Raw genomic sequence first — 20,995 nt, forward strand, 5'->3', positions numbered from 1 at the left:
TTATTCTAAACTGTCTAAACTACACACCATAATGACGTAAAAAATGTTCTACAAAACGAACATTTACATCTATTAAATTTTCATCTGGCTGTATAGATGCATGATGCAAACCAAATTCTGTATTAGCTCCACCCCAGAACATAGCTCCTGGAATTTCTTTCAAGAAAAATCCAAAATCTTCTCCTGTCATAGCTGGTGAACACTCGTACGGAACCACACCGGGAACATCTTCAGCACTTGCTAGTAATGCCTTTGCGCATTGTTCTTGATTGTACACTTGATAGTATGATGAACCATAGTCTATTTCAACTTTGCATTCATAAGCTATTTCAGTGGCTTTACACAATGCTTCAATACGTTTTTTGATTAGTGCCATTGATTCTGCCGACATGGTACGAATTGTGCCTTCTAAACGTGCATTCTCAGCAATAACATTTTGTACATAGCCGGAAGTCATTTTTCCTATCGTAACTACCCCACTATCTAGAGGATTTAAATTACGGCTAATAATTGTTTGCAGTTGCAACATCAAGTTTGCAGCTGCTACTGTCATATCCTTTGTATGATGAGGATAGGCAGCATGTCCTCCTTTACCATGCAGATCAATAAATAACTCCGATGTGTTTGCAAATAGCATTCCTGGTCTAGTTGCCACTGTTCCAACTGGATATTCTGGTGCAATATGCATTGCAAAAATATAGTTAGGTAGCAAATCAGGACGATCCTTCTGCATCCATTCAAGCATCGGCTTCGCCCCACCAGGACCTTCCTCTGCAGGTTGGAAATAAATAATGATTGTATTTTCTGGTTGCTGTTTTGAGAAGGCCTCTACTAAACCAAGTGCTATTGTCATATGGAAATCATGACCACAAGCATGCATAAACCCTGGATGTTCAGATGCATATGGTAATCCAGTATTTTCAGTAATAGGCAAAGCATCAATATCCGTACGCCATCCAATTTTCAATTGTGGATTTGTTCCAGTAATAGTTACGATAATACCTGTTTTCCATGTATCAATTTTGAAATAAGGCTTCCATAATTCTTCAATCACATGAAGTAAATACTTATGTGTCTTTTCTTCATGAAATCCAATTTCAGGAATTCTATGTAAATCCCTTCTGATTTCCAATAAAGACTTCATCGGTCAACAACTCCTATAATTGACGAAGATCTTGCATTATTTCTGTTTTTGATTTTGTTTTTTCATCAATTTCTTTTATCACTCTTGCAGGCGCACCTACAACAACAGTGTATGGAGGTACGTCTTTCGTAACAACAGCGCCTGCTGCTACCACAGCTCCTTCTCCCACTCGGCAACCTTCTAATACAACTGCATTTGCACCAATCATAACATTATCTTCAATTACTACTGGATCAGCACTTGGTGGTTCAATAACACCTGCTAGAACAGCACCTGCACCAATATGGCAATCTTTTCCGACAGTAGCGCGACCACCTAATACAGCGTTCATATCAATCATTGAACGATCGCCAATTTCTGCACCAATATTAATAACACTGCCCATCATAATCACAACATTGTTACCAATTGTTACTTGATCACGGATGATTGCACCTGGTTCAATACGTGCATTAATGCCTTTTAAGTCTAAAGTTGGAACAGCTGAGTTACGACGATCATTTTCAATTACATAATCTTCAATAATATCTTTATGAGCTTCTAATGTTTTTTGTACTTCCGCCCATTCACCAAAAACAACTACAGAATTGCCTTCTCCAAAAACTTTGCTACTTTCCCCAAATGCTAATGAAGAGACATTATTACCCTTAACGTAAACTTTTACAGGTGTTGCTTTTTTAGCATTTGCTAAATATGAAATAATTTCTTGTGCGTTTAATTTTTGCATTCAACAATTCCTCCTATAAATATAAAAATATGCACTTATTGTACACGAAAAATGAGAATATTTCATTTATTTTTTGAATAATCATACAAACACTCTGCATGTTTTTTCACAAGTTCTACAAAAGCTGCAACTTGTCTTAATTCAAACGATGATTCATAACCGATTAACCATGTATCACGAGTTAATTCAAATTCTTCTTCGTTATTCGTCAATGGAATCGTATTAACATCCTCTTGACCACTTAAAGTGATAGATGGTAAGATTGCGTAACCAATTCCATTTAAAGCCATTTGCTTACAAGTTTCAATTTGGTCCACTGTAATTTGATGACGTGGATTAGAAGAAAAATGACGTTGCCACCATTGTTGAATTTCTTGATAATAATTTGAATCACTTTTAAATTGTATAAATGGTCTTTCCGTATTAAAAACTTCCTCAACAGAAGTAATTTCTGTATCCACCAAATACAAAGTATCTCTAAAAAGATGCTGTTTTGAACCTTTCCAATCTGTATGTCCACGTACAATTCCAACATGCGCTTCACCATCGTAAAGCGATTTTACTATTTCCGAACTCCAACCAGTAATCAGTGAAATTTTTGCATCTGGATATTGCGTTACAAAATCTTTTAACACTTTCGGTAACCATGTATGTCCGACAATGGATGCACATGCAATTTTAAGAGTACCATGCACTTTTGAGTTTAATGATTGAATGTTTTCATATATTTCTTCTTTTTTCGTCATCATTTCAATCGCAAATTGAATGACAAGCTCTCCTGCTGGAGTAGCTGTTAGTCCTTTTTGGGAACGAATAAAAAGTTGAGCTCCCCAATCTTTTTCAATGGATTGTAGACGTTGGGATAAAGCAGGCTGAGACAAAAATAATCGTTCTGCTGCTTTACGCATATTTCCTTCTTCAGAAAGCACTTTGATGATTTGAGCTTCTGTTGTATTCATGCAAAGAACCTCCTTTTTCTAAAACTTCTCCAATCCTTAAATCCTTATTCTCATATAGATGATAGCATTTTTCAATACTTTCATTCTAGTAAGTCAATCTAACTTATATCCAAGTACCTTAAAGTTTAAAAATCAAAATAAAAAGGCCCAAAGCTGGACCTTCTTTTAAACTCAAAAATTAAGAATTAAATTGATAGATATGTTTTTTTAACTGTTTCAGGATTACACGTCTCGTCATAATACCAACAAATCTCTCCTCATCATCCACTACACATAAAAAAGCATGGTTAATGACAAGATCTAATGCTTTTTGAAATTTATCGTTGATATTGAGAGTAGCTACTTTGGTTTCCATAATGTCATTTACTTTTATATTTTCCAAATTTTCAAATTCAATGTGGTCTAATCCTAATATTGATTCTGTGATCATACGAATACTAAGTAAACCGTGAAGACGATATTCTGCATCTAGTACTGGAATAGAAGAATAACCAGTTTTTGTAAGAACAAGTAATGCATGCTCTGCATTATTTCCTAATTGTACATGTGCAACTTTTTCTGAAGATATAATCAAATCAACTATCGGCATTTCAAGAAAATCTCTGCTAGTCATAGAAATCATTAAGTTCTACTCCTTCACTTGTTCAAAATTGAACAATAAACTACATTTTCATCTTACCATATATTATTCAAAGATTTCCATTAATGCACTTGAAAGCATTTTCATCATTATATTTTTCATCAAAAGCTGCCATGTATAACAAATAGTTATTATCGATAAAATAAAATGTAGTAAATCATAACAATTCCCATAAAAAGGCCTGCGATGCCATACATCCATATGATCGGATTTAAAATATTGGGGTTATTTTCAACTGTTTCTGAATAGGATTCATCATGCGTACCTTCTTGAACCTCCTGATTTTTTGCAATTCGCATCGTCCAAATTAATGAGACTATACAAATCAATAATCCGACAAATATTAAAGGCCAAGTCCAAATTCCCATAGAAAACCCTCTCTCCTTTTTCTATAGTATGACTCTGTTGGATTTCGTTTATTCAGGGGTCTTTTCTCAACTAAATTATTTACATAAAAAAACGTGCCCGATTTTCTAAAACGGACACGTTAGAACCTTCATATTTTCTAATCCTTAAAAGATTGATAAAACGAAACAAAACTTGATTCAAACATTTCTTCACTTTCGTTCCAAAGCATAACTATTTTGTGATTAACAATAACTAAACTAAATACGAATCCTTATCCATAAATGGAATTGTTTTCATTAGTTCGCGTAAAGGTAAAGGTTTACTGAATAAAAATCCCTGTGCTTTTTTACATTGATTATCTTTTAAAAAGCCAACATGTTCTTTTTTTTCGACACCTTCAGCGATTACATCTAGTCCAAGACTATGAGCTAAGTGAATGATTGTTTTAGCAATCGCACGATCTTTCTCATCTGTATCCATATCTCGAATAAATGATTGATCAATTTTAATTATATCTATAGGATATCTTTTAATATAGCTTAATGAAGAATAGCCTGTACCAAAATCATCGATTGATATGATTAATCCCATGCTTTTTAGCTGTTTTAAAATAATCATTGTATCTTCCGCATCAGTCATGGAGCTTTCAGTAATTTCAAGTTCTAAACATTCAGGACTTACATCGTATTTTTTTAAATATTGTAGAATTTTAGAAGCCAGTTTATCTTCTCTGAATTGTTTTGGAGATATATTAACGGCAATTCTGACATTTGTAATATTTTCCTTTTCCCATTCTCTTAATTGTTGACATGCTTGTTCTAATACCCAATCCCCAATTTCAATAATCAAACCAGATTCTTCAGCGATTGGAATAAATTTATCTGGCGATACAAAACCAAACTTAGGATTTTGCCATCTTAATAATGCTTCAAAACTTGTAATCTTTTCTGTTTCCAAATCAATCTGAGGCTGATAATAGACCATTAGCTCATCTTTTTCTATTGCTCTACGTAAATGCGCTTCCATTAAGGCCGTATTACGAAACTGATCCTCCATTTCACTTTGATAAAAACGATATCCTGAGCGTCCTCTCTCTTTTAAATAAAACAAAGCCTGATTTGATTTTCGAAGCAATTCTTCGACATGATCACCATCATTTGGATAGCAAGAAATACCGATTGATGCTGAAATTGAAAATTCAAAATCCCCAATGTTTAGTGGTTCTTTTAATATGTGTATAATTTTCATAGCTACCGTTTGAATCAATTCCTTAGTAGTGTTTTGTACAACAAAAATAAAATTCTCACCATTAAGTTTATAAAGGTAACTACTGTCATTAATAAAATATGAAATACGATTTGCTGCTTCGTTTAATAATATATCTCCAACTGCTGCCCCATAGTTTTCGTTAACCTTTTTAAAACGTTCTAACTCAATTGAAAGTACAGCCACTTTTTGCTTTTTCCGCTTGGCATCTTGGATTACTTCTGGAAAGTGCTCATTAAGAGCCTTATTATTCCATGCTCCAGTTAATTGATCATGATACGATAAATAAGTTACGCTCATATTCTTATCACTATAAGGTGTTATATCCCGAAATATAAGTAATATTTTTATAACTTTTTGATATTCTACTATTGGTATACTCTTAGCAAAGATCACCACTGTTTTCCCTTCGATGGTTTTAATACCACAATCGGCTAATTCAAGAGGTTTTTTGTATTCAACAGTATCTTCAATTAGTTTTTGAATTTTATCTTTAGAGAATATTGATACAAATTCATATAATGACTTTCCGGAAATATAGGAATCCTTGTAACCGAATTTTGCCTTCGCAGCTTGATTACTATCAAGAATAATACCTTTTTGATCAATCGTAATAATAGAATCTAAATTTTGTTCTAACAAATTACTAAATAATGAATCATGATGTTGCTTATGTATTGAGCATAAGTAGTAAGTTTCTTCAACTTCACGTCCTACTAATATGCTAATTTTACGATTGTTATCAATATTTAGCTCCATTTCATCATGAGGCTGTAATAACATAGGTCTTAATATCAACCAAATGTTACTTGGTAAATATCTTTCTGCCAATGAATTATTTTCATGAAAATGCCCAAACTCTCTTTGGCAATCATCACTTGCAAAAATTATATTAAATCGTTCTTCTATTCTTTGTATCATAAAAGTAATAGCAGAAGACTCAAATTTGCTATAATAACTAGCAATCCTTTTCAAAGACATAAGGTCTAAAGTTGGTTTTTTCATGTATTGCCTCCAATGAAAAACATATACTATATGACTATCATAATAGATTTTCTTTAAAATTTATATAAAAAATATGAATTAATCGAATAAAAAACAAATTAGAAACTTTCCGATAATATCTCCATATTATTTTTGCTTCACTAATCTTATCCTAAAGAACGAGTCGTGGTGTTGCCAACCTTTACCTTATTAAATGGAAAAGTCTATTTTATTCTTCATCTGTTAACATTCTTGAAGATTCTTTCAAAAAAATCTCTTGACTGTTAATAGATTGCTCACAATTTCTTTTTTCTTTGTAATGATAGACACCATCTGCGCCTTGAATACGAGCCTTAACATTATCACATAATTGCGTTTTCATAATTTCCATTATCCGTACTTTGATTTCTGTATTGAAAATAGGGAAAAGGATTTCAACACGTTTAACCATATTACGTGTCATCATATCCGCTGAAGAAAGATATAATTTGTTTTCTCCATTATGATTGAACCAATAGATCCGGGAATGCTCTAAAAAACGTCCAACGATACTTGTAACAATAATATTCTCACTAATTCCCGGTACACCTGGTCGTAAACAGCATATACCACGAATAATTAATTCAATTTTCACACCTGCAATTGATGCTTCATACATTTTCATGATTAGCTCTTTATCTGTTAAAGAATTCATTTTCGCACGTATATGACCATTGCCGTATTTTTTTTGACAGATAATTTCTTCATCTATTAATTTGATAAATTCACTACGAATATCATATGGGGATACAACCAAATGATGAAAATTCGGTTTTTCAGTATATCCACTTAAATAATTGAAAAAATTTGTTGCATCAATTCCTATTTTTTTATTTGTTGTAATAATACCCATATCCGTATAAATTTTTGCGGTTGCATCATTATAATTTCCCGTACCCAAATGGACAAAACGTTCAATACGACCTTGACGTTTTCGAACGACTAAGGTGATTTTAGAATGTGTTTTTAAATTATGCATACCGTATATAACAAGACATCCTGCTTGTTCAAGCTCTTTTGCCCAATGCACATTATTTTCTTCATCAAATCTTGCTTTTAACTCAACTAAAACAGTTACTTGTTTACCATTTTCCGCAGCTTGCTTTAATGCTTGTATAACCGGTGAATTACCACTTACTCGATAAAGCGTCTGCTTAATTGCAAGAACAGTTGGATCTTCTGCGGCTTCTGTTACAAAATCAACAATTGGTGCAAAGGATTCATATGGGTGGTGAAAGAACAAATCTTGTGTTAATGCTTTTTCAAATAAGTCCTCATCTGACTCTAAGTCGAGTGGTGCTTGAGGAATAAAGCTTTCGTATTCAAGATATTCCCTACCTTCAGCAATTACCTTACAAAATGAAAATAAAAACGTTAAATCTAATGGACAATCCAAACTATAAACATCGGCTTCCCAATCTTCTAACACCTTGAGAAGATATTGCAATACGTCTTCATCCATCTCACCTGAACGAACTTCTATTCGACTAACTGCACCCCATTTACGCTTTTTCAACTCTTTTTCAATCTCAACTAGAAGATCACGTGCACCTTCTTCATGTATAGTCAAATCTGCATTACGTGTTAAACGGAAGGATTGGGCTGATTTCACTTTGTATCCCAAAAACAATTTATCAATGTTCGCACTAATAACATCTTCCAATAATACACCACGTATTTCATTAGCAGCTGATGGTATCTGAATAAATCGATCTATAACTGAAGGAACTTGAACAATAGCTATTTTTTCACGAAATTCAGGTTCCGCATTCTCTTGCTCAAGAAGAACAATAATATTCATCGTTTTGCTAAGTAATGTTGGAAAAGGTCGGTAAGCATCTACTGCTACAGGGGTTAGTACTGGAAAGATAATTTCTTCAAAGTATTCATTTAAAAATAAATGTTGTTCATCATTCAGATGATCAATTTTTTGTAAAAAAACCTTTTCCTTAGGCAGTTGTTTCAGTACTAAATCTTTATATACCTCTGTTTGGCGGGCAACAAGTGCTTGTGTCCTTTCAAAAATACGGGACAATTGTTCCTTGGGGGTTAATCCTGATTTATTTTCCGGCTTATGGAAACCGGCTCTAACTTGATCTTGAAGACCAGCAACTCTAACCATAAAAAATTCATCTAAATTAGAACTGAAAATCGCTAAGAACTTTAAACGTTCCAATAAAGGATTATTCGTATCTTCAGCCTCTTGTAAAACACGTTCATTGAATGCTAACCAACTCAGCTCACGATTATTGTAATACTGTGGTTTAGCAATTTCTTCAAAATCTATTTTTGTAGCTTCCATTATTTACCCTTCCTTTTCTATAAAGTGTAAAGTGACATCTCCTGGGAATAACTTTTCTATGTGTTTTTTCTGTCGGTTTACTTTATACTTTTCTGCTAATGCATTTCCCCTTGTATAAATACGAATAATTGTATGTTGTTCCTTTTGATCAATTTCAATATTCTCTACTATTTTTCGCTTTGACGCATCCAATGCATAAACAAATTTTAATAAAGCACCTATCCCCTGTATTTGCTTTAATTCATCCTTTGTAAACCATTCAAGAAATGGTTGGACATATCTTTTGAATTCATCTTTATTTTTATAGGATGCTAATAATGCTAACCGTACTCTTTCTTTATGCCCTAAACCATCTATTGATCGATTTGATAATAGATAAAATGTATGTTGACTTGCAGCATCTGCTTCAATATATTCCCCTAGATAGAATAGTTTTGCAGCCTGCATCATTATTGTTAGATCATCATCAGAATATAGGAGTGCACCATGCCTACAAAATTCTCGATACGTTATTTCACAGAGTTTAACAAAATACTGATTATGCGCTTCTGATTTTCCAAACTCCTGCGCTAGAAAATCAATATTAATTTCAAAGACTCGATATTTATCAAATGCACTTGGGTTCTCATTTAATATTTTTTCAAAAATGAGGCCTTCTCTAAGCCCTTTTCGACTAAATTGGAAGATTGGACTTTGCACGACATCCATTAATGCTTGAAAAACTTCTAATACAGGTGCAATAATATCTGCCCTATCACTTGACAATCCATCAAGTTGTTTTAATTCTTCAAAGCTTAATCCTGCTATTTCTAAACGTATAGAATTAAAATCTTCTTTTGTCATTTTATATTGATGGATTCCCGAAATAGGATATTTTTTCTTTCTTTGATCCATTTTCGCCATATTACGTGCGCTTCCACCTATACCAATGACAGGCAACATTAAACCTACTAACCAGTTTAAGGATAAAAATTGTTGTTTTGCAAACTGATAGATCCTATTTCTTTCTTCGATTGTTAATGTATTACTTTTCATAAATTGTTGCTTAAGTGATACAGATCCAAAAGGGAAACTATATGACTTAATTAACTGCTTGTTATGGAAATAGGTAATCTCTGTACTACCCCCACCCATATCAATCGTCACCGCAGATGGTGTAGCTATTGAATGTACTACAGCTAAATAACCATAAAAGGCTTCTTGTTCTTCAGATAATAATTTAATTTCAATGCCAATTTCATCTTTCATTTTCTCTAATATTTCTTGACCATTCGTTGACTGGCGAATGGCTGCTGTTGCTGTTGCAAGTACATTATTGATACCGTAGTCATGTAACATATCCTGAAAAGAAATCAAAATATTTTTCAATTTTAATATTCCTTGTTCCGATAATGTCCCATTAGGTAAAATATAATTACGTAAGCGAGCGACAACTTTAATATTTTCAATTTCTTTCATTCCACGTTTTACATCGTATTTGTATAGTACTAATCTAATTGTATTAGATCCAATATCAATGATTGCTGCTTTAAAATTTCTCACTAATGTCACTTCCTCATGTTTTCAACACTCTCTATATACAATGAATTGTAATATTGGTATCATAGTATATTATAGATTGAATGGTCAGAATTTTCCCTCACATCATGTTTATTTTTATGTAGATTCTATGAAAGGTAGGTTTTTTATGAGTAATCATCCTAAAGATGGAGAAATAGCTACAGCCATTTATACGGTTAATAAGCATGCAAAAACCGCCCTAGATAATCGACCACTATACACATTAAAACGCCTAGCTCTCGAGAAGATGATCCATTCAGGCCGTGCTAAAAAGTTAGGTCTGCATTTTGTCAAAAATCCACGCTATAGTCAACAACAATCCGCAGTGGTAATTCAATGTGCTGATTATTATTTTCATACCTTACCTAAAAAAGAAGATTTTAATCAATTACCTCACTTAGGACATCTTGATGAAACATACCGTAATCCTCGTAGAAAAATGAGTCTAAATGTAGCAAAGAGTATATTAAATGATTTCTTAGATTTAAAATGTACTAAACAATTACCTAAAAAGAATAAGTTAACGCCAAAGAAAATTTATGATGAAAAGAAAAAACATGATTACTATAAAAACAGCAGTTATTTTTATGGCCATTGATTGAAATTTATTACAAAAAAGGATTTGCCCACAAGCCTTTTGGGACAAATCCTTTTCGAATAAGCTAGTGGCGTTCTGTAGGAAAAATCTCTTTGCAATCGTAATCTTAAAAAGTAGTTAGAACTGTCCGTAAAGAAATTATCCAACAGTCTATACAATTTTTACAATACGTATTCATCCATTTTCAAGATCAACTCCGCAATTTCCGGCTTACTAATTTGATCTTCTGCGCCTACTTCCACACCTTTATGACGCAAATCATCTGTTATTAAACTAGAGAAAATAATAATTGGTAATTTTTTTAATACAGGATGTGTTTTAACCTGTTTGGTTAAATGATGGCCATCCATTTGCGGCATTTCAATATCAGTCACCATTAATTGCACATATTTACTGATATCATCTGTTTTTTCTGCAATCCCTAAAAGATAATCTAAAGCATCTTTTCCATTTTCAAAAAATTCTACATTGACATAACCGGCTTCTATCATGGTATCATGTAACAATTTCCGTAATAATGGTGAGTCTTCTGCTATAATAATTTTCTTTTCTGAACGTTCACGGTTGCCCAATTTTTTTACAGAATCAACATTAATGCCTGACTCAGGATTTATATCTACCATTATTTTTTCAAAATCTAACAATAATAACATAACATCGTTTCGTTTGATAACACCTATAACTTGAGAATTTCCACCTTGATACATATCAGAAGGTTTTTCAATTTGATCCCATGATATGCGATGTATTTGTGTTACATTATCAACATGAAAAACTACACGTTGTCGATTAAACTCAGCAACAATATATTTTTGTTGGTCGCCATATGGAGTATTCATTAAACCTAATACTTTTTTCATATCAACCACAGGTAACACTTCTCCACGTAATTGAATAATTCCTTCAACATGTGGATGTGCATGTGGAATAAATGTTACAGGAATGGGTTGAATAATTTCTTTTACCTTAATAACATTAATACCAAATTTATTAGAACCTACTTCGAATTCAACTATTTCAAGCTCATTTGTACCACTTTCTAATAAAATACCTTTGTTTTCATTCATGTGGGTCTTCCTCTCCTTGAACAGTACTTCTTATCGCTTCAATTGTACCATATTCACTAGTATGCTCCTATATCAATTCGTGACATTCGTACGAACTCTTAGATGTACAATTAAACCTATAATAGTCATTACTATTAAAGTGGAAAGTGCAGTTCTACTTGCAATAGTCCCGTATTCTTTTAGTAAAAAGGTAACAGTTCCATATATTGCTGGTCCAATGATCGAAGAAACTTTTCCAGAAAAAGCAAATAGCCCAAAAAACTGCCCTTGTTTCTCTTTTGGAGATAATTCGATGATTAGAGTCCGTGATGTCACCCACATAGAACCAAGCGAAATACCAAACAAACTACCTGCAATCCAAAACATCCATGGCTGAATAGCAAATACTGCCAATATTAATGCTAGAATCATCAATATCGATACACAAGTTACTGCCGATTTCGCACCAATTTTCTTTGTAATATATCCAAATGCCAGAGAGCCAATAATCGTTGAAATAGTCGAAACTAAATATAATAAGATAAACTCACTAGATGTAAATCCAACAATAGCTGTTGCATAAACAGCCATCATCGCTATAGTAGTGGCAATTGCATCATTTATAAAAAAATAAGCAATCATAAAGGTAAAAATCGGCTTGTAATGTTTCATATCTTTAAACGTAGTAATAATCTCTCTATATCCGTCTAAAAATGCTACACTACTACGATCGTACTTAGGTAAGGGTAGATCCTTATTAATAAAAAAAAGTGGTAATGAAAACAGTAAATATAAGATCGCCGTTGGTATAAAAGCTTTATGAAAATCTGAATTACCAACATACAGATAAACTAACAAACCAAAGAGTGTTCCTAAATATCCAATTGCTACACCAAATCCTGAAATAAGTGGCATTTCTTCTTTCGTTCCTAGATTCGGCATCATTGCATCATAAAATACTAAACTAGAATTGAAAAAGAATTTAGCAATGACAAAACAAATAACAACATAAAATAAACTAATAGGAATGCCTGTATAATTTAAAATTCCAAAATCAACTGAACTAAAAACACCCATTAAAAAAGTAAAGAGAATAGAAATTGAGGCAAACCATACGATAAATTTCTTTTTATAACCTGTACGATCAATCCATACTCCAAATAATGGTGAAAAAATAACTAAGAAGAAACTCGCTATAGCATTAGCATAAGATATAAAAGTACTTGCAACTTGCTGTTTTACTTCATCTGTACCTAATGTTTCATCCATATAAAATGGAAAGAAAATCGTATTGATATTCGATGAAAAAATAGTGTTTGCAAAGTCATAAAAAGCCCAAGATAAAATTGGCAAAGATAAATATATTGCTAATGAACTTCGCGCTTTTGAATGATTAACCTGTTTCTTTATAGCCTCCACCCCCAATAGAATATTATTCCATAAGATTCTTATTCTTTCCTTTATTTCAGCAAAAATTTACAAATTTATTACAAAAAAATGAGTTGTCTCAAAAATAGACAACTCATTTTTACTATTTTATTTTTATCCCGCATTGTGCAGTACGATCACTATGAGAAATCGTTGGCAGAACTTGACCATAAATGAACAATTAGTTGAACTAACCATTAGTAGGCGAAGCTCAACTGATGAACATTTTCCTTTATTTCGTATAATAATCGATTAATGCCTGTGTCCCATTTTCAGCATACCCATTAGCAGCCAATTCATCATACATTTGCTTTGCAAGTTTTAGCCCTGGTAATTCTAGATGCATTAATTCTGCTTCTTCTAGAGCAATTCGCATATCTTTAATAAAATGTTTAATATAAAAACCCGGTTCTTTATCACCGTTTATCATTCGTGGTGCTAAATTGCTTAAAGACCAAGACCCTGCGGCGCCTGCTGAAATAGACTCTAAAACTGTGTTGATCTCTAAACCTGCTTTCTTACCATACAAAATAGCTTCACAAACTCCAATCATATTTGTTGCAATAGCAATTTGGTTACACATTTTTGTATGTTGTCCTGCTCCTGCTTCACCTTGATATACAATATTTTGACCAAAAACTTCGAATAAAGGTAATACTTTGTGGAATACTTCCTTGTCTCCTCCAACCATAATGGAAAGGGTTCCATTTTGAGCTCCTACATCCCCTCCAGAAACTGGAGCATCTAAAGCTTCCATTTGTAAAGATTTAGCATGTTTTGCGATTTTTTTCGCCAAAGTAGGCTGTGAGGTTGTCATATCCACAACAATTGTACCATCTTTACTATTCGCAAAAATACCGTTTTCTTCAAAATACACTTCTTCTACATCCTGTGGGTACCCAACCATCGTGAAAATGATATCTGACTCCTGAGCTACTTTTCCTGCAGCATCATACCACTTAGCACCTAATTCAATTAACGGCTCTGCCTTAGCCTTTGTTCGAGAATAGATATGTACTTCATGTCCAACTTTTAATAAATGCTTCACGATACTTGCACCCATTACACCTGTACCAATAAATCCAATTGACCATTTGTTTTTCATGATTGTCCTCCTAGCTAAAATATTAATCCCATTGTATCAGACTTTATGAGAATTTTTAATATTTCGACTACAATCTTTGAAGAACAATGTATACTCAACTTTTATGCCATTTTTGATCAAAATAAAAAGAGCAGATCACAAAGTATCTGCTAAGAAAGGGGGAAATGAGATTGTTGCTGTGTTCTTTATTACTATTCCACCCTTTAAAATATTTAAACCTAATTTTCGAAAAAAATAATATTTTTCCTTAGATTCGGTAGGACAGCTTAATGTTTTATTAAATCAATATTTATAGAATACTCATTCATCTCATTACTATTTTGTAATTGATAGGTATTTAATAGTTGATCTAACTTTTTACTTAAGCGGATGGTTTCAACATTTGAAAAACCTTTCTCAATTCCAGAGCGAATCATTTTCTCTCTTGTTTTTTCCAACTTTTTCAAGATGGATTCTGACATACACCATCCTCCTTTCAGCAAAATTCATGTTCATTATTATACTATTATTCCCACATTTTCGGAAATGAAAGTTCCGACATTATTCGACATCTTAACTTCTGGCTTCTTCCAAATAAACATATACAATATTGCCACCTTGTTGTGCAATTCCTTGAAAATGCTTAAAATCTTCTCTTTCAACCAATGCTTCTCTTAATGCATAAAATTCATTTTTATCGACTTTTATTTCCTTTATCATTCCATTCTTTAACTCTTCTAGTTTATTTTTATAATCGTTCATAATTATTACTTCCTTTTCGTATGTTGTAAAAATAAAATTATAATTCTTTACAGATATTGCTTTACGTATGAACCTTTTTAAGGCAAACTGTAAAGTATTAGTAGATGAAGGGACTGATTTTCATGAAAATAGCTGAAATTGGAAATGTTATTGAGTTTGGTGATGGTCTTAAAGGTATTGTTGAAAAAATAAACGAAAACTCTGTAATCGTAAATCTAACTTACATGGAAAACTTCAATCAATTAGATATGGAAGAAAGAACAGTAGTAAATCATAAACGCTATAAAATTTTAGCAAATGTTGCTGAAAAATAGCGAAGAAAATTTTTACATATCCGTCTTAATTGTAGTCTCCACGAATCTATTACCGCCTCTCAAATTTTGTTTGGCGGTATTTTTTTATATATTTTTTCTCATTCTAATGATCTCACTACAAAAAAAGATTACCATATGAATAAAAAATCAATATTATTGAGTAACACATGAGTGTTATTCAACACGCTGGTTTGAGTACCTTACTATAACTCATTTTATTGTATTTGGCACTTTTTTATACTTAAAACAAAACGAGTGATGAGACAAAGAACTGCAACTCCAATCGTTAGACTTATGCCTTACAATTGTGGTGCAGTTCAACAATACATCACTCGTTTTTTATTTAAGGTACTAATACGATAAATCTTTAATAGAAAGTCCTAATTTTTTTAGCAATGCTATAGCTTCTTCCTTTTCTTCTGAAGATAGAACATTTGTTAACTCAACCAATTGTTGTTCATGTCTTGGGAAAAGCTCGTCCATAAATACTTTTCCTTCATCAGTAATTTCTGCATACGTAATTCGTCGATCTGATGGACAAGAAACACGTGATAAGTAACCACGCTTCTCAAGTTTATCAATTACATAAGTAATGGAGCCACTTGCTAATAAAATTTTATTGCCTATCTTTTGAAGAGGTTGACGTCCTTTATGATAAAGCAATTCTAACACTGCAAATTCTGTTGGGTTTAAACCATTATCTTGGAAGAACTGATTCGTACACTCATTAATCGCTTTGTTTGCTCTAGAAAGTACAATAAACAATTTTAACGATTGTTTCACTTCTTCTGATGCCATAATATTCATCCTTTATTTCAATTATCTTGATTTAAAACTATTATAGCGATATGTCAGAAGTTTTGTCAAAACATGCTTTTTCTTAAACCGGATAATAAAAATTACGTTGCATCTGTTTATCAGTTACATTAATTGTAATATTATCCTCAGCGACGCGATCATTTTGATTTTTCATAACTAGAGGAAACACAAGTTCAAAGGTAGTTCCTTCCCCTATTTTACTTGTAGCAAAAATTTTCCCACCATGTTCTTCGATTGTTTTCACAACAAACGGAAGACCCAATCCAGTTCCCTCTGGTTTTGTAGTGTAAAATGGAAGGAAAATATTTTGCAATTGTTGCTCTGACATACCTGTCCCATCGTCTTTAATTGATAGCGTTACGGTATCATAATAATCTACGTACTGCTGCATTGTAATATTACCTCCAGCAGGCATCACTTCAATTGCATTTTTAATTAAGTTAATTAATACTTGTTTCATTTTATTTTTATTTCCTAAAATAAAATCGTCTTCGTAAATATTTTTTTCGTATACAATTTGAATATTCTGGATTAGGGCTTGGGGTTGCATTAACTCAATTGTTTGTTCAACAAGTTCTCCGAGTGAAAAGACATTCATTTCATATTCACCAGGTTTTGATAAATTTAAGAATTCATTGACTATACTTTCAATTCTCTGTATTTCACTATCAATAACAGATAAATAGCGTTTATTTTCATCAGTTGCAGTCATCTTCATTAAATCTGTAAAACCTTTCAAAGAAGTCATAGGATTCTTGATTTCATGTGCAATACTTGCAGCCATTTCACCAATCATTTGTAGCGTTTGTTGATGTTCAATTTGCTTAATTAGCATCGTCTTTTCTGTTTCATCACGAATTGCAATTAAATGAATATCAGCTAAATGATCATAGTTACACATTAATTGTACATAACGGATTCCATCTTTAGTTGGGACTTGTATTGTAACTTCTCCACTACCTGTCTCAACTAATTTATGAAAGAATTTTAGAATTTCACTTCTATTTTTCGGGAATAATGTCAATAATATTTTTGAGTATTGTCCAATCAGACCTTTGCTAGAAATGTTAAGCAACTTTGCTGCCATTTCGTTAATTTCTAAAATCTTTCCTTCTGCATCTGTTAATACAAGACCATATCCTGGTTGATCGAATATACGTTGATATTTTTTTTCGATATCATAGTGTTTTTTAATTTTTGATGGGGCTTCGGAATAATGAAAACATAGTAAAATCCAATCGTATACATCTGAATAATAGCTGGTCACTTTCATATCCTTAATCTTGTAATATAAAGTATCAATCGTCATTTTCTCAGCTATATACGAATGACTTTTAATATCAGTCGCCAATCTTGTCCAAGTTTTATAGGATTCATTGTTAAACCAACTACCAATATTCACATCTTCTTCAATTTGTAGTAGATTTTGAGCTAGTTCATTTGCATACAAAATATGGTATCTATGATCCACAATTACGATAGGTTCTTCACATTCTTGAAACGAAAAATCAAAAGCTTGAAAAATTTCCTTATCCATTAGATACTCACCAAGCCCTTCTTTTTTATACTAATATGAATCTTGTTCTAAAACTATGACAATCTTGATTTATTTTAAAAGTTTATATTTATAGTAATATTCAGATTATTCCATAAATTCCAATTATTTAAAATAGGTATTTATACTTATATTAATTCCGATATAATTATCCTGTACCTTTTATTCTAATAGGTCTATTTGAAAATTTCAATTAATTTCCACAATATCTTTTTAACTAGAGGAGTTTTTACATGAATATCGTTCTTGCTACATTAAACGCTAAGTATATCCATACTAATCTTGCTATTCGATATTTAAAATCTTATGCAAAACCTGAATTTAATCCTATCTTAGCTGAATATACTATAAAGGATCCTTCATTTAATATAGTGTCAGACCTATATCAAAAAAAACCAGATATTATCGGTTTCAGTTGTTATATATGGAATATTGAAGAAACAATACGTGTTATTCGTATGTTAAAAGAGGTAAGTCCTAAAACGACAATTATTTTAGGTGGTCCAGAGGTATCTTATGATGTCCATGATTGGTTACATCGTATTGATGAAGTTGATTTTATAATTATGGGAGAAGGTGAGTTGTCCTACAAACAATTGCTTCGTCACTTAGATGGTCAAATACCACTAAATGATGTTCCTGGTATTGGTTATTTAAAAGAGGGTAAGGTGATCATTCATCCTGCAGCACCTAAGATTGATTTACGAGAAATGCCAAGTCCATTTCGTTTCGAAGAGGACATACCTCATATACCAAAACGAATTGCTTATATCGAAACAAGTCGTGGTTGTCCTTTTAACTGCCAGTTTTGTCTTTCTTCTATTGAAGTTGGTGTTCGTTACTTTAATCGTGAAAAAATCAAAGACGATATTCGATATTTAATGGATCATGGCGTCCGTACAATAAAATTTGTCGATCGGACATTTAATATAAGTAGAAGTTATGCAATGGAAATGTTTCAATTTCTAATTGATGAGCATAAGCCTGGTGTCGTATTCCAATTCGAAATCACAGCGGATATTATGAGACCTGAAGTCATACAATTTTTAAATGATAATGCTCCAAAAGGATTGTTCCGTTTTGAAATTGGTGTTCAATCAACAAATGATTTAACGAATGATTTAGTCAAACGTCGTCAAAACTTCACTAAACTTTCTCGCACTGTCAACATGGTAAAAGAAGGTGGCAAAATTGATCAACATTTAGATCTGATTGCTGGATTACCAGAAGAAGATTATATGAGTTTCCGCAAAACTTTTAATGATGTATTTGCGATGAGACCTGAAGAGTTACAATTAGGATTTTTAAAATTACTAAGAGGTACAGGCCTTCGATTACAAGCAAAGCAATATGGTTATCAATATATCAATATGGCCCCTTATGAAATCTTTGCTAATCATGTATTATCATTTGATGATATCTTACACATCAAACAAACAGAAGATATTTTGGAGAAATATTGGAATGATCATCGTATGAATCACACAATCGAATTTTTAGTAACGGATGTATTTGATACTCCATTCGACTTTTTCCAAGAATTTGGAACTTACTGGGATGAACAAGGATGGTCACGTATTGGTCATCAATTAGAAGATCTATTTACTCGTTTATTAGTATTTTTAGAACAACGTGGGAACGTTCCAATGGAAATTGTGACGAACTTGATGCAGATTGATTATTTGAAAGCACAACAGTTCCAACCACGTAAAATTTGGTGGCAAAATAGAACCCAAGAAGAAGTTTCGAAAGCAATCTTCAAAGCACTGCGTGAAAATCCTGCAATTGCGGGTGTAGAATTTGCCAATATGAATGTTGCTGAAAAAGATTTATACAAACATACATTGCTAACACCATTTAGTATTAACTATGAGGCCTATATAAAGGGAGAAATCAAAAAACAACCAGGCTATTTATTCACTTTCTTCCGCAAAGATGGATCACCTTACTTCGCTTCAATAGATATAACAAAATTAGCATAAAAAAGGATATCCATTAGCATTAAATTGCTTATGGATATCCTTTTATAATTTTCACCCTATAATATATAGTCCCTTTATAAGTCTATCCAATTATTACACGCTCTTTCGGGTAATGATAATTTGTTTTTTCAGATTTCCCACCTATTGAATATAGGAAAGAGATGATTCCTACTCTTCCAATAAACATTAGAACAATCATAACTACTTTGCCAAATGCTGATAATTGTTCTGTTAAACCTAAAGACATTCCGACTGTCCCGAAGGCTGATGTAATTTCAAAAATAATTTGCATTAACGTTGCATGTTTTTCTGATAATGTTAATGCCATTGTTGCTACAACCACCATGAAAATTGATAAAATAATAACAACGTATGAACGGTATACATCAATCAGATGAATTTCTCGATGAAAAACTTGTATTTCTTGTTTATTTCTTGCAAAGTTGACCAAAAAAAGAATGGCAACCGCAAAAGTTGTTGTTCTAATACCTCCACCAACTGAATTTGGCGAAGCGCCAATAAACATTAGAACACTTAAAAGAATATCTGTTGCTTCATTGAATTTTGTGATATCAACTGTTATAAACCCCGAAGATCTTGCAGAAAGTGAGTGGAACATTGCTGTAAACAATGCTTCATGCCAACTCATTCCTTTAAAAGAATGAAAAGATTCTAAAATCAATATACCAAAAGTACCGACAACAAATAGAATTAGGTAGGTTGAAGTTGTAATTTTAGTAAAAAGAGAAAATTTAAAATGCCTGTCCGTATTTGAAAGAAATCTTTTCACTTCAATTAATACAGGAAATCCAATAGTTCCCAATGCCATCATAATCATATTAATTAATTGTACGAAATAATCATGATGAAAAGGTACTAACGAACTTCCTGTAATATCAAAACCCGAATTAGTTGTAGCAGAGATTGCGGCAAATAGTCCATTATAAAGAGCTTCTTTAAATGTGCCAAAATACTGTGTAAAATAAAGAGTTAAAATAATTGCTCCAATAAATTCAATTGCCAATAGTATTTTAAGAATTTCTTTAATCAAATGTACTACACCTGAAAGATTATATTGATTATGGTCTACCATAATTAATTGTCTCTCACGTAAACCAATTTTTTTTCCGAACAAAAGCCATGTAAATGTGCCTAATGACATAATACCAATCGCACCTAGCTGCATAATTAAAAGCAGCATGACAATTCCAAAGGTAGTATATGTTTCTGAAATATTGACTACTGATAATCCCGTAACACTTACTGCACTTACAGCTGTAAACAAACTATCTAAAAAGGATACGTGTACACCATTTTGATGTACACCTGGTAAACTTAAAAGAATAAATGATATAGCTATAGCAACAAAGTAATAGGAAACGATTGCTTGGAATGGTGTTGTGCGTTTATTTATATCTTTAACTGTTCCCATAATATC

Annotated in this window: 19 protein-coding genes; 3 read left to right on the forward strand and 16 right to left on the reverse strand. The window is 32.3% G+C overall.

Features of this window, described 5'->3' with window-relative positions; all coding sequences use genetic code 11:
* Window positions 1-19: 19 nt before the first annotated feature.
* From CEF14_RS10575 to CEF14_RS10610, 8 genes are all read right to left on the reverse strand, one after another.
* A complete protein-coding gene (locus tag CEF14_RS10575) occupies window positions 20-1,144 on the reverse strand; it encodes an N-acetyldiaminopimelate deacetylase (RefSeq protein WP_102692829.1) in 1,125 nt (374 codons plus the stop codon).
* A gap of 13 nt (window positions 1,145-1,157) precedes the next feature.
* Entirely contained in the window at window positions 1,158-1,871 is a 714-nt protein-coding gene (gene dapD / locus CEF14_RS10580) for a 2,3,4,5-tetrahydropyridine-2,6-dicarboxylate N-acetyltransferase (RefSeq protein WP_102692830.1), read from the reverse strand.
* 62 nt (window positions 1,872-1,933) lie between these two features.
* On the reverse strand, window positions 1,934-2,830 hold the full coding sequence (locus tag CEF14_RS10585; protein WP_102692831.1) for a LysR family transcriptional regulator: 897 nt from the start codon (window positions 2,828-2,830) through the stop codon (window positions 1,934-1,936).
* Between the two features lie 178 nt (window positions 2,831-3,008).
* On the reverse strand, window positions 3,009-3,452 hold the full coding sequence (gene cbpB, locus CEF14_RS10590) for a cyclic-di-AMP-binding protein CbpB (RefSeq protein WP_102692832.1): 444 nt from the start codon (window positions 3,450-3,452) through the stop codon (window positions 3,009-3,011).
* A gap of 149 nt (window positions 3,453-3,601) precedes the next feature.
* The gene (locus CEF14_RS10595) at window positions 3,602-3,838 is read right to left on the reverse strand and encodes a short-chain dehydrogenase (RefSeq protein WP_102692833.1); all 237 of its coding nucleotides are present in this window, start codon (window positions 3,836-3,838) and stop codon (window positions 3,602-3,604) included.
* A gap of 232 nt (window positions 3,839-4,070) precedes the next feature.
* Window positions 4,071-6,089: a bifunctional diguanylate cyclase/phosphodiesterase gene (locus tag CEF14_RS10600; RefSeq protein WP_102692834.1), complete on the reverse strand. Its 2,019-nt coding sequence runs from the start codon at window positions 6,087-6,089 to the stop codon at window positions 4,071-4,073.
* Window positions 6,090-6,297: 208 nt separating this feature from the next.
* The gene (locus CEF14_RS10605) at window positions 6,298-8,409 is read right to left on the reverse strand and encodes an RNA degradosome polyphosphate kinase (protein ID WP_102692835.1); all 2,112 of its coding nucleotides are present in this window, start codon (window positions 8,407-8,409) and stop codon (window positions 6,298-6,300) included.
* A 3-nt stretch (window positions 8,410-8,412) separates the two neighbouring features.
* Window positions 8,413-9,951, reverse strand: coding sequence for a Ppx/GppA family phosphatase (locus tag CEF14_RS10610; RefSeq protein WP_102692836.1), 1,539 nt, complete (start codon window positions 9,949-9,951; stop codon window positions 8,413-8,415).
* A gap of 145 nt (window positions 9,952-10,096) precedes the next feature.
* Here CEF14_RS10610 and CEF14_RS10615 point away from each other — a divergent pair, with 145 nt between their 5' ends.
* Complete coding sequence (locus tag CEF14_RS10615; RefSeq protein ID WP_102692837.1) at window positions 10,097-10,567, forward strand: YkyB family protein; 471 nt, start codon at window positions 10,097-10,099, stop codon at window positions 10,565-10,567.
* A 161-nt stretch (window positions 10,568-10,728) separates the two neighbouring features.
* Here the strand turns inward: CEF14_RS10615 and CEF14_RS10620 are convergent, their stop codons facing one another.
* The 5 genes from CEF14_RS10620 to CEF14_RS10640 form a co-directional block, all read right to left on the reverse strand.
* A complete protein-coding gene (locus CEF14_RS10620) occupies window positions 10,729-11,634 on the reverse strand; it encodes a chemotaxis protein (protein ID WP_102692838.1) in 906 nt (301 codons plus the stop codon).
* Between the two features lie 72 nt (window positions 11,635-11,706).
* Complete coding sequence (locus CEF14_RS10625) at window positions 11,707-13,032, reverse strand: MFS transporter (protein ID WP_211284596.1); 1,326 nt, start codon at window positions 13,030-13,032, stop codon at window positions 11,707-11,709.
* Between the two features lie 241 nt (window positions 13,033-13,273).
* Window positions 13,274-14,146, reverse strand: coding sequence for an NAD(P)-dependent oxidoreductase (locus tag CEF14_RS10630; RefSeq protein ID WP_102692839.1), 873 nt, complete (start codon window positions 14,144-14,146; stop codon window positions 13,274-13,276).
* A gap of 266 nt (window positions 14,147-14,412) precedes the next feature.
* Window positions 14,413-14,607, reverse strand: a complete 195-nt coding sequence (locus CEF14_RS10635) for an aspartyl-phosphate phosphatase Spo0E family protein (RefSeq protein WP_102692840.1) — start codon at window positions 14,605-14,607, stop codon at window positions 14,413-14,415.
* Between the two features lie 91 nt (window positions 14,608-14,698).
* A complete protein-coding gene (locus CEF14_RS10640; protein WP_102692841.1) occupies window positions 14,699-14,887 on the reverse strand; it encodes a hypothetical protein in 189 nt (62 codons plus the stop codon).
* 122 nt (window positions 14,888-15,009) lie between these two features.
* Here CEF14_RS10640 and CEF14_RS10645 point away from each other — a divergent pair, with 122 nt between their 5' ends.
* Entirely contained in the window at window positions 15,010-15,201 is a 192-nt protein-coding gene (locus CEF14_RS10645; RefSeq protein WP_102692842.1) for a YkvS family protein, read from the forward strand.
* A 351-nt stretch (window positions 15,202-15,552) separates the two neighbouring features.
* On the opposite strand, the gene CEF14_RS10650 is transcribed toward CEF14_RS10645, so the two are convergent.
* Window positions 15,553-15,999 carry a MarR family winged helix-turn-helix transcriptional regulator gene (locus tag CEF14_RS10650; protein WP_102692843.1) on the reverse strand — a complete coding sequence of 149 codons (447 nt, stop codon included), beginning with the start codon at window positions 15,997-15,999 and terminating at the stop codon, window positions 15,553-15,555.
* Between the two features lie 82 nt (window positions 16,000-16,081).
* Window positions 16,082-17,557: a PAS domain-containing sensor histidine kinase gene (locus CEF14_RS10655; protein WP_102692844.1), complete on the reverse strand. Its 1,476-nt coding sequence runs from the start codon at window positions 17,555-17,557 to the stop codon at window positions 16,082-16,084.
* A 251-nt stretch (window positions 17,558-17,808) separates the two neighbouring features.
* Here CEF14_RS10655 and CEF14_RS10660 point away from each other — a divergent pair, with 251 nt between their 5' ends.
* Window positions 17,809-19,557: a B12-binding domain-containing radical SAM protein gene (locus tag CEF14_RS10660; protein ID WP_102692845.1), complete on the forward strand. Its 1,749-nt coding sequence runs from the start codon at window positions 17,809-17,811 to the stop codon at window positions 19,555-19,557.
* Between the two features lie 82 nt (window positions 19,558-19,639).
* Here CEF14_RS10660 and CEF14_RS10665 read toward each other — a convergent pair whose 3' ends face one another.
* Entirely contained in the window at window positions 19,640-20,989 is a 1,350-nt protein-coding gene (locus tag CEF14_RS10665) for a TrkH family potassium uptake protein (RefSeq protein WP_102692846.1), read from the reverse strand.
* Window positions 20,990-20,995 lie beyond the last annotated feature (6 nt).

The sequence above is a fragment of the Rummeliibacillus pycnus genome, from assembly GCF_002884495.1.
Classification (GTDB): Bacteria; Bacillota; Bacilli; order Bacillales_A; family Planococcaceae; genus Rummeliibacillus; species Rummeliibacillus pycnus.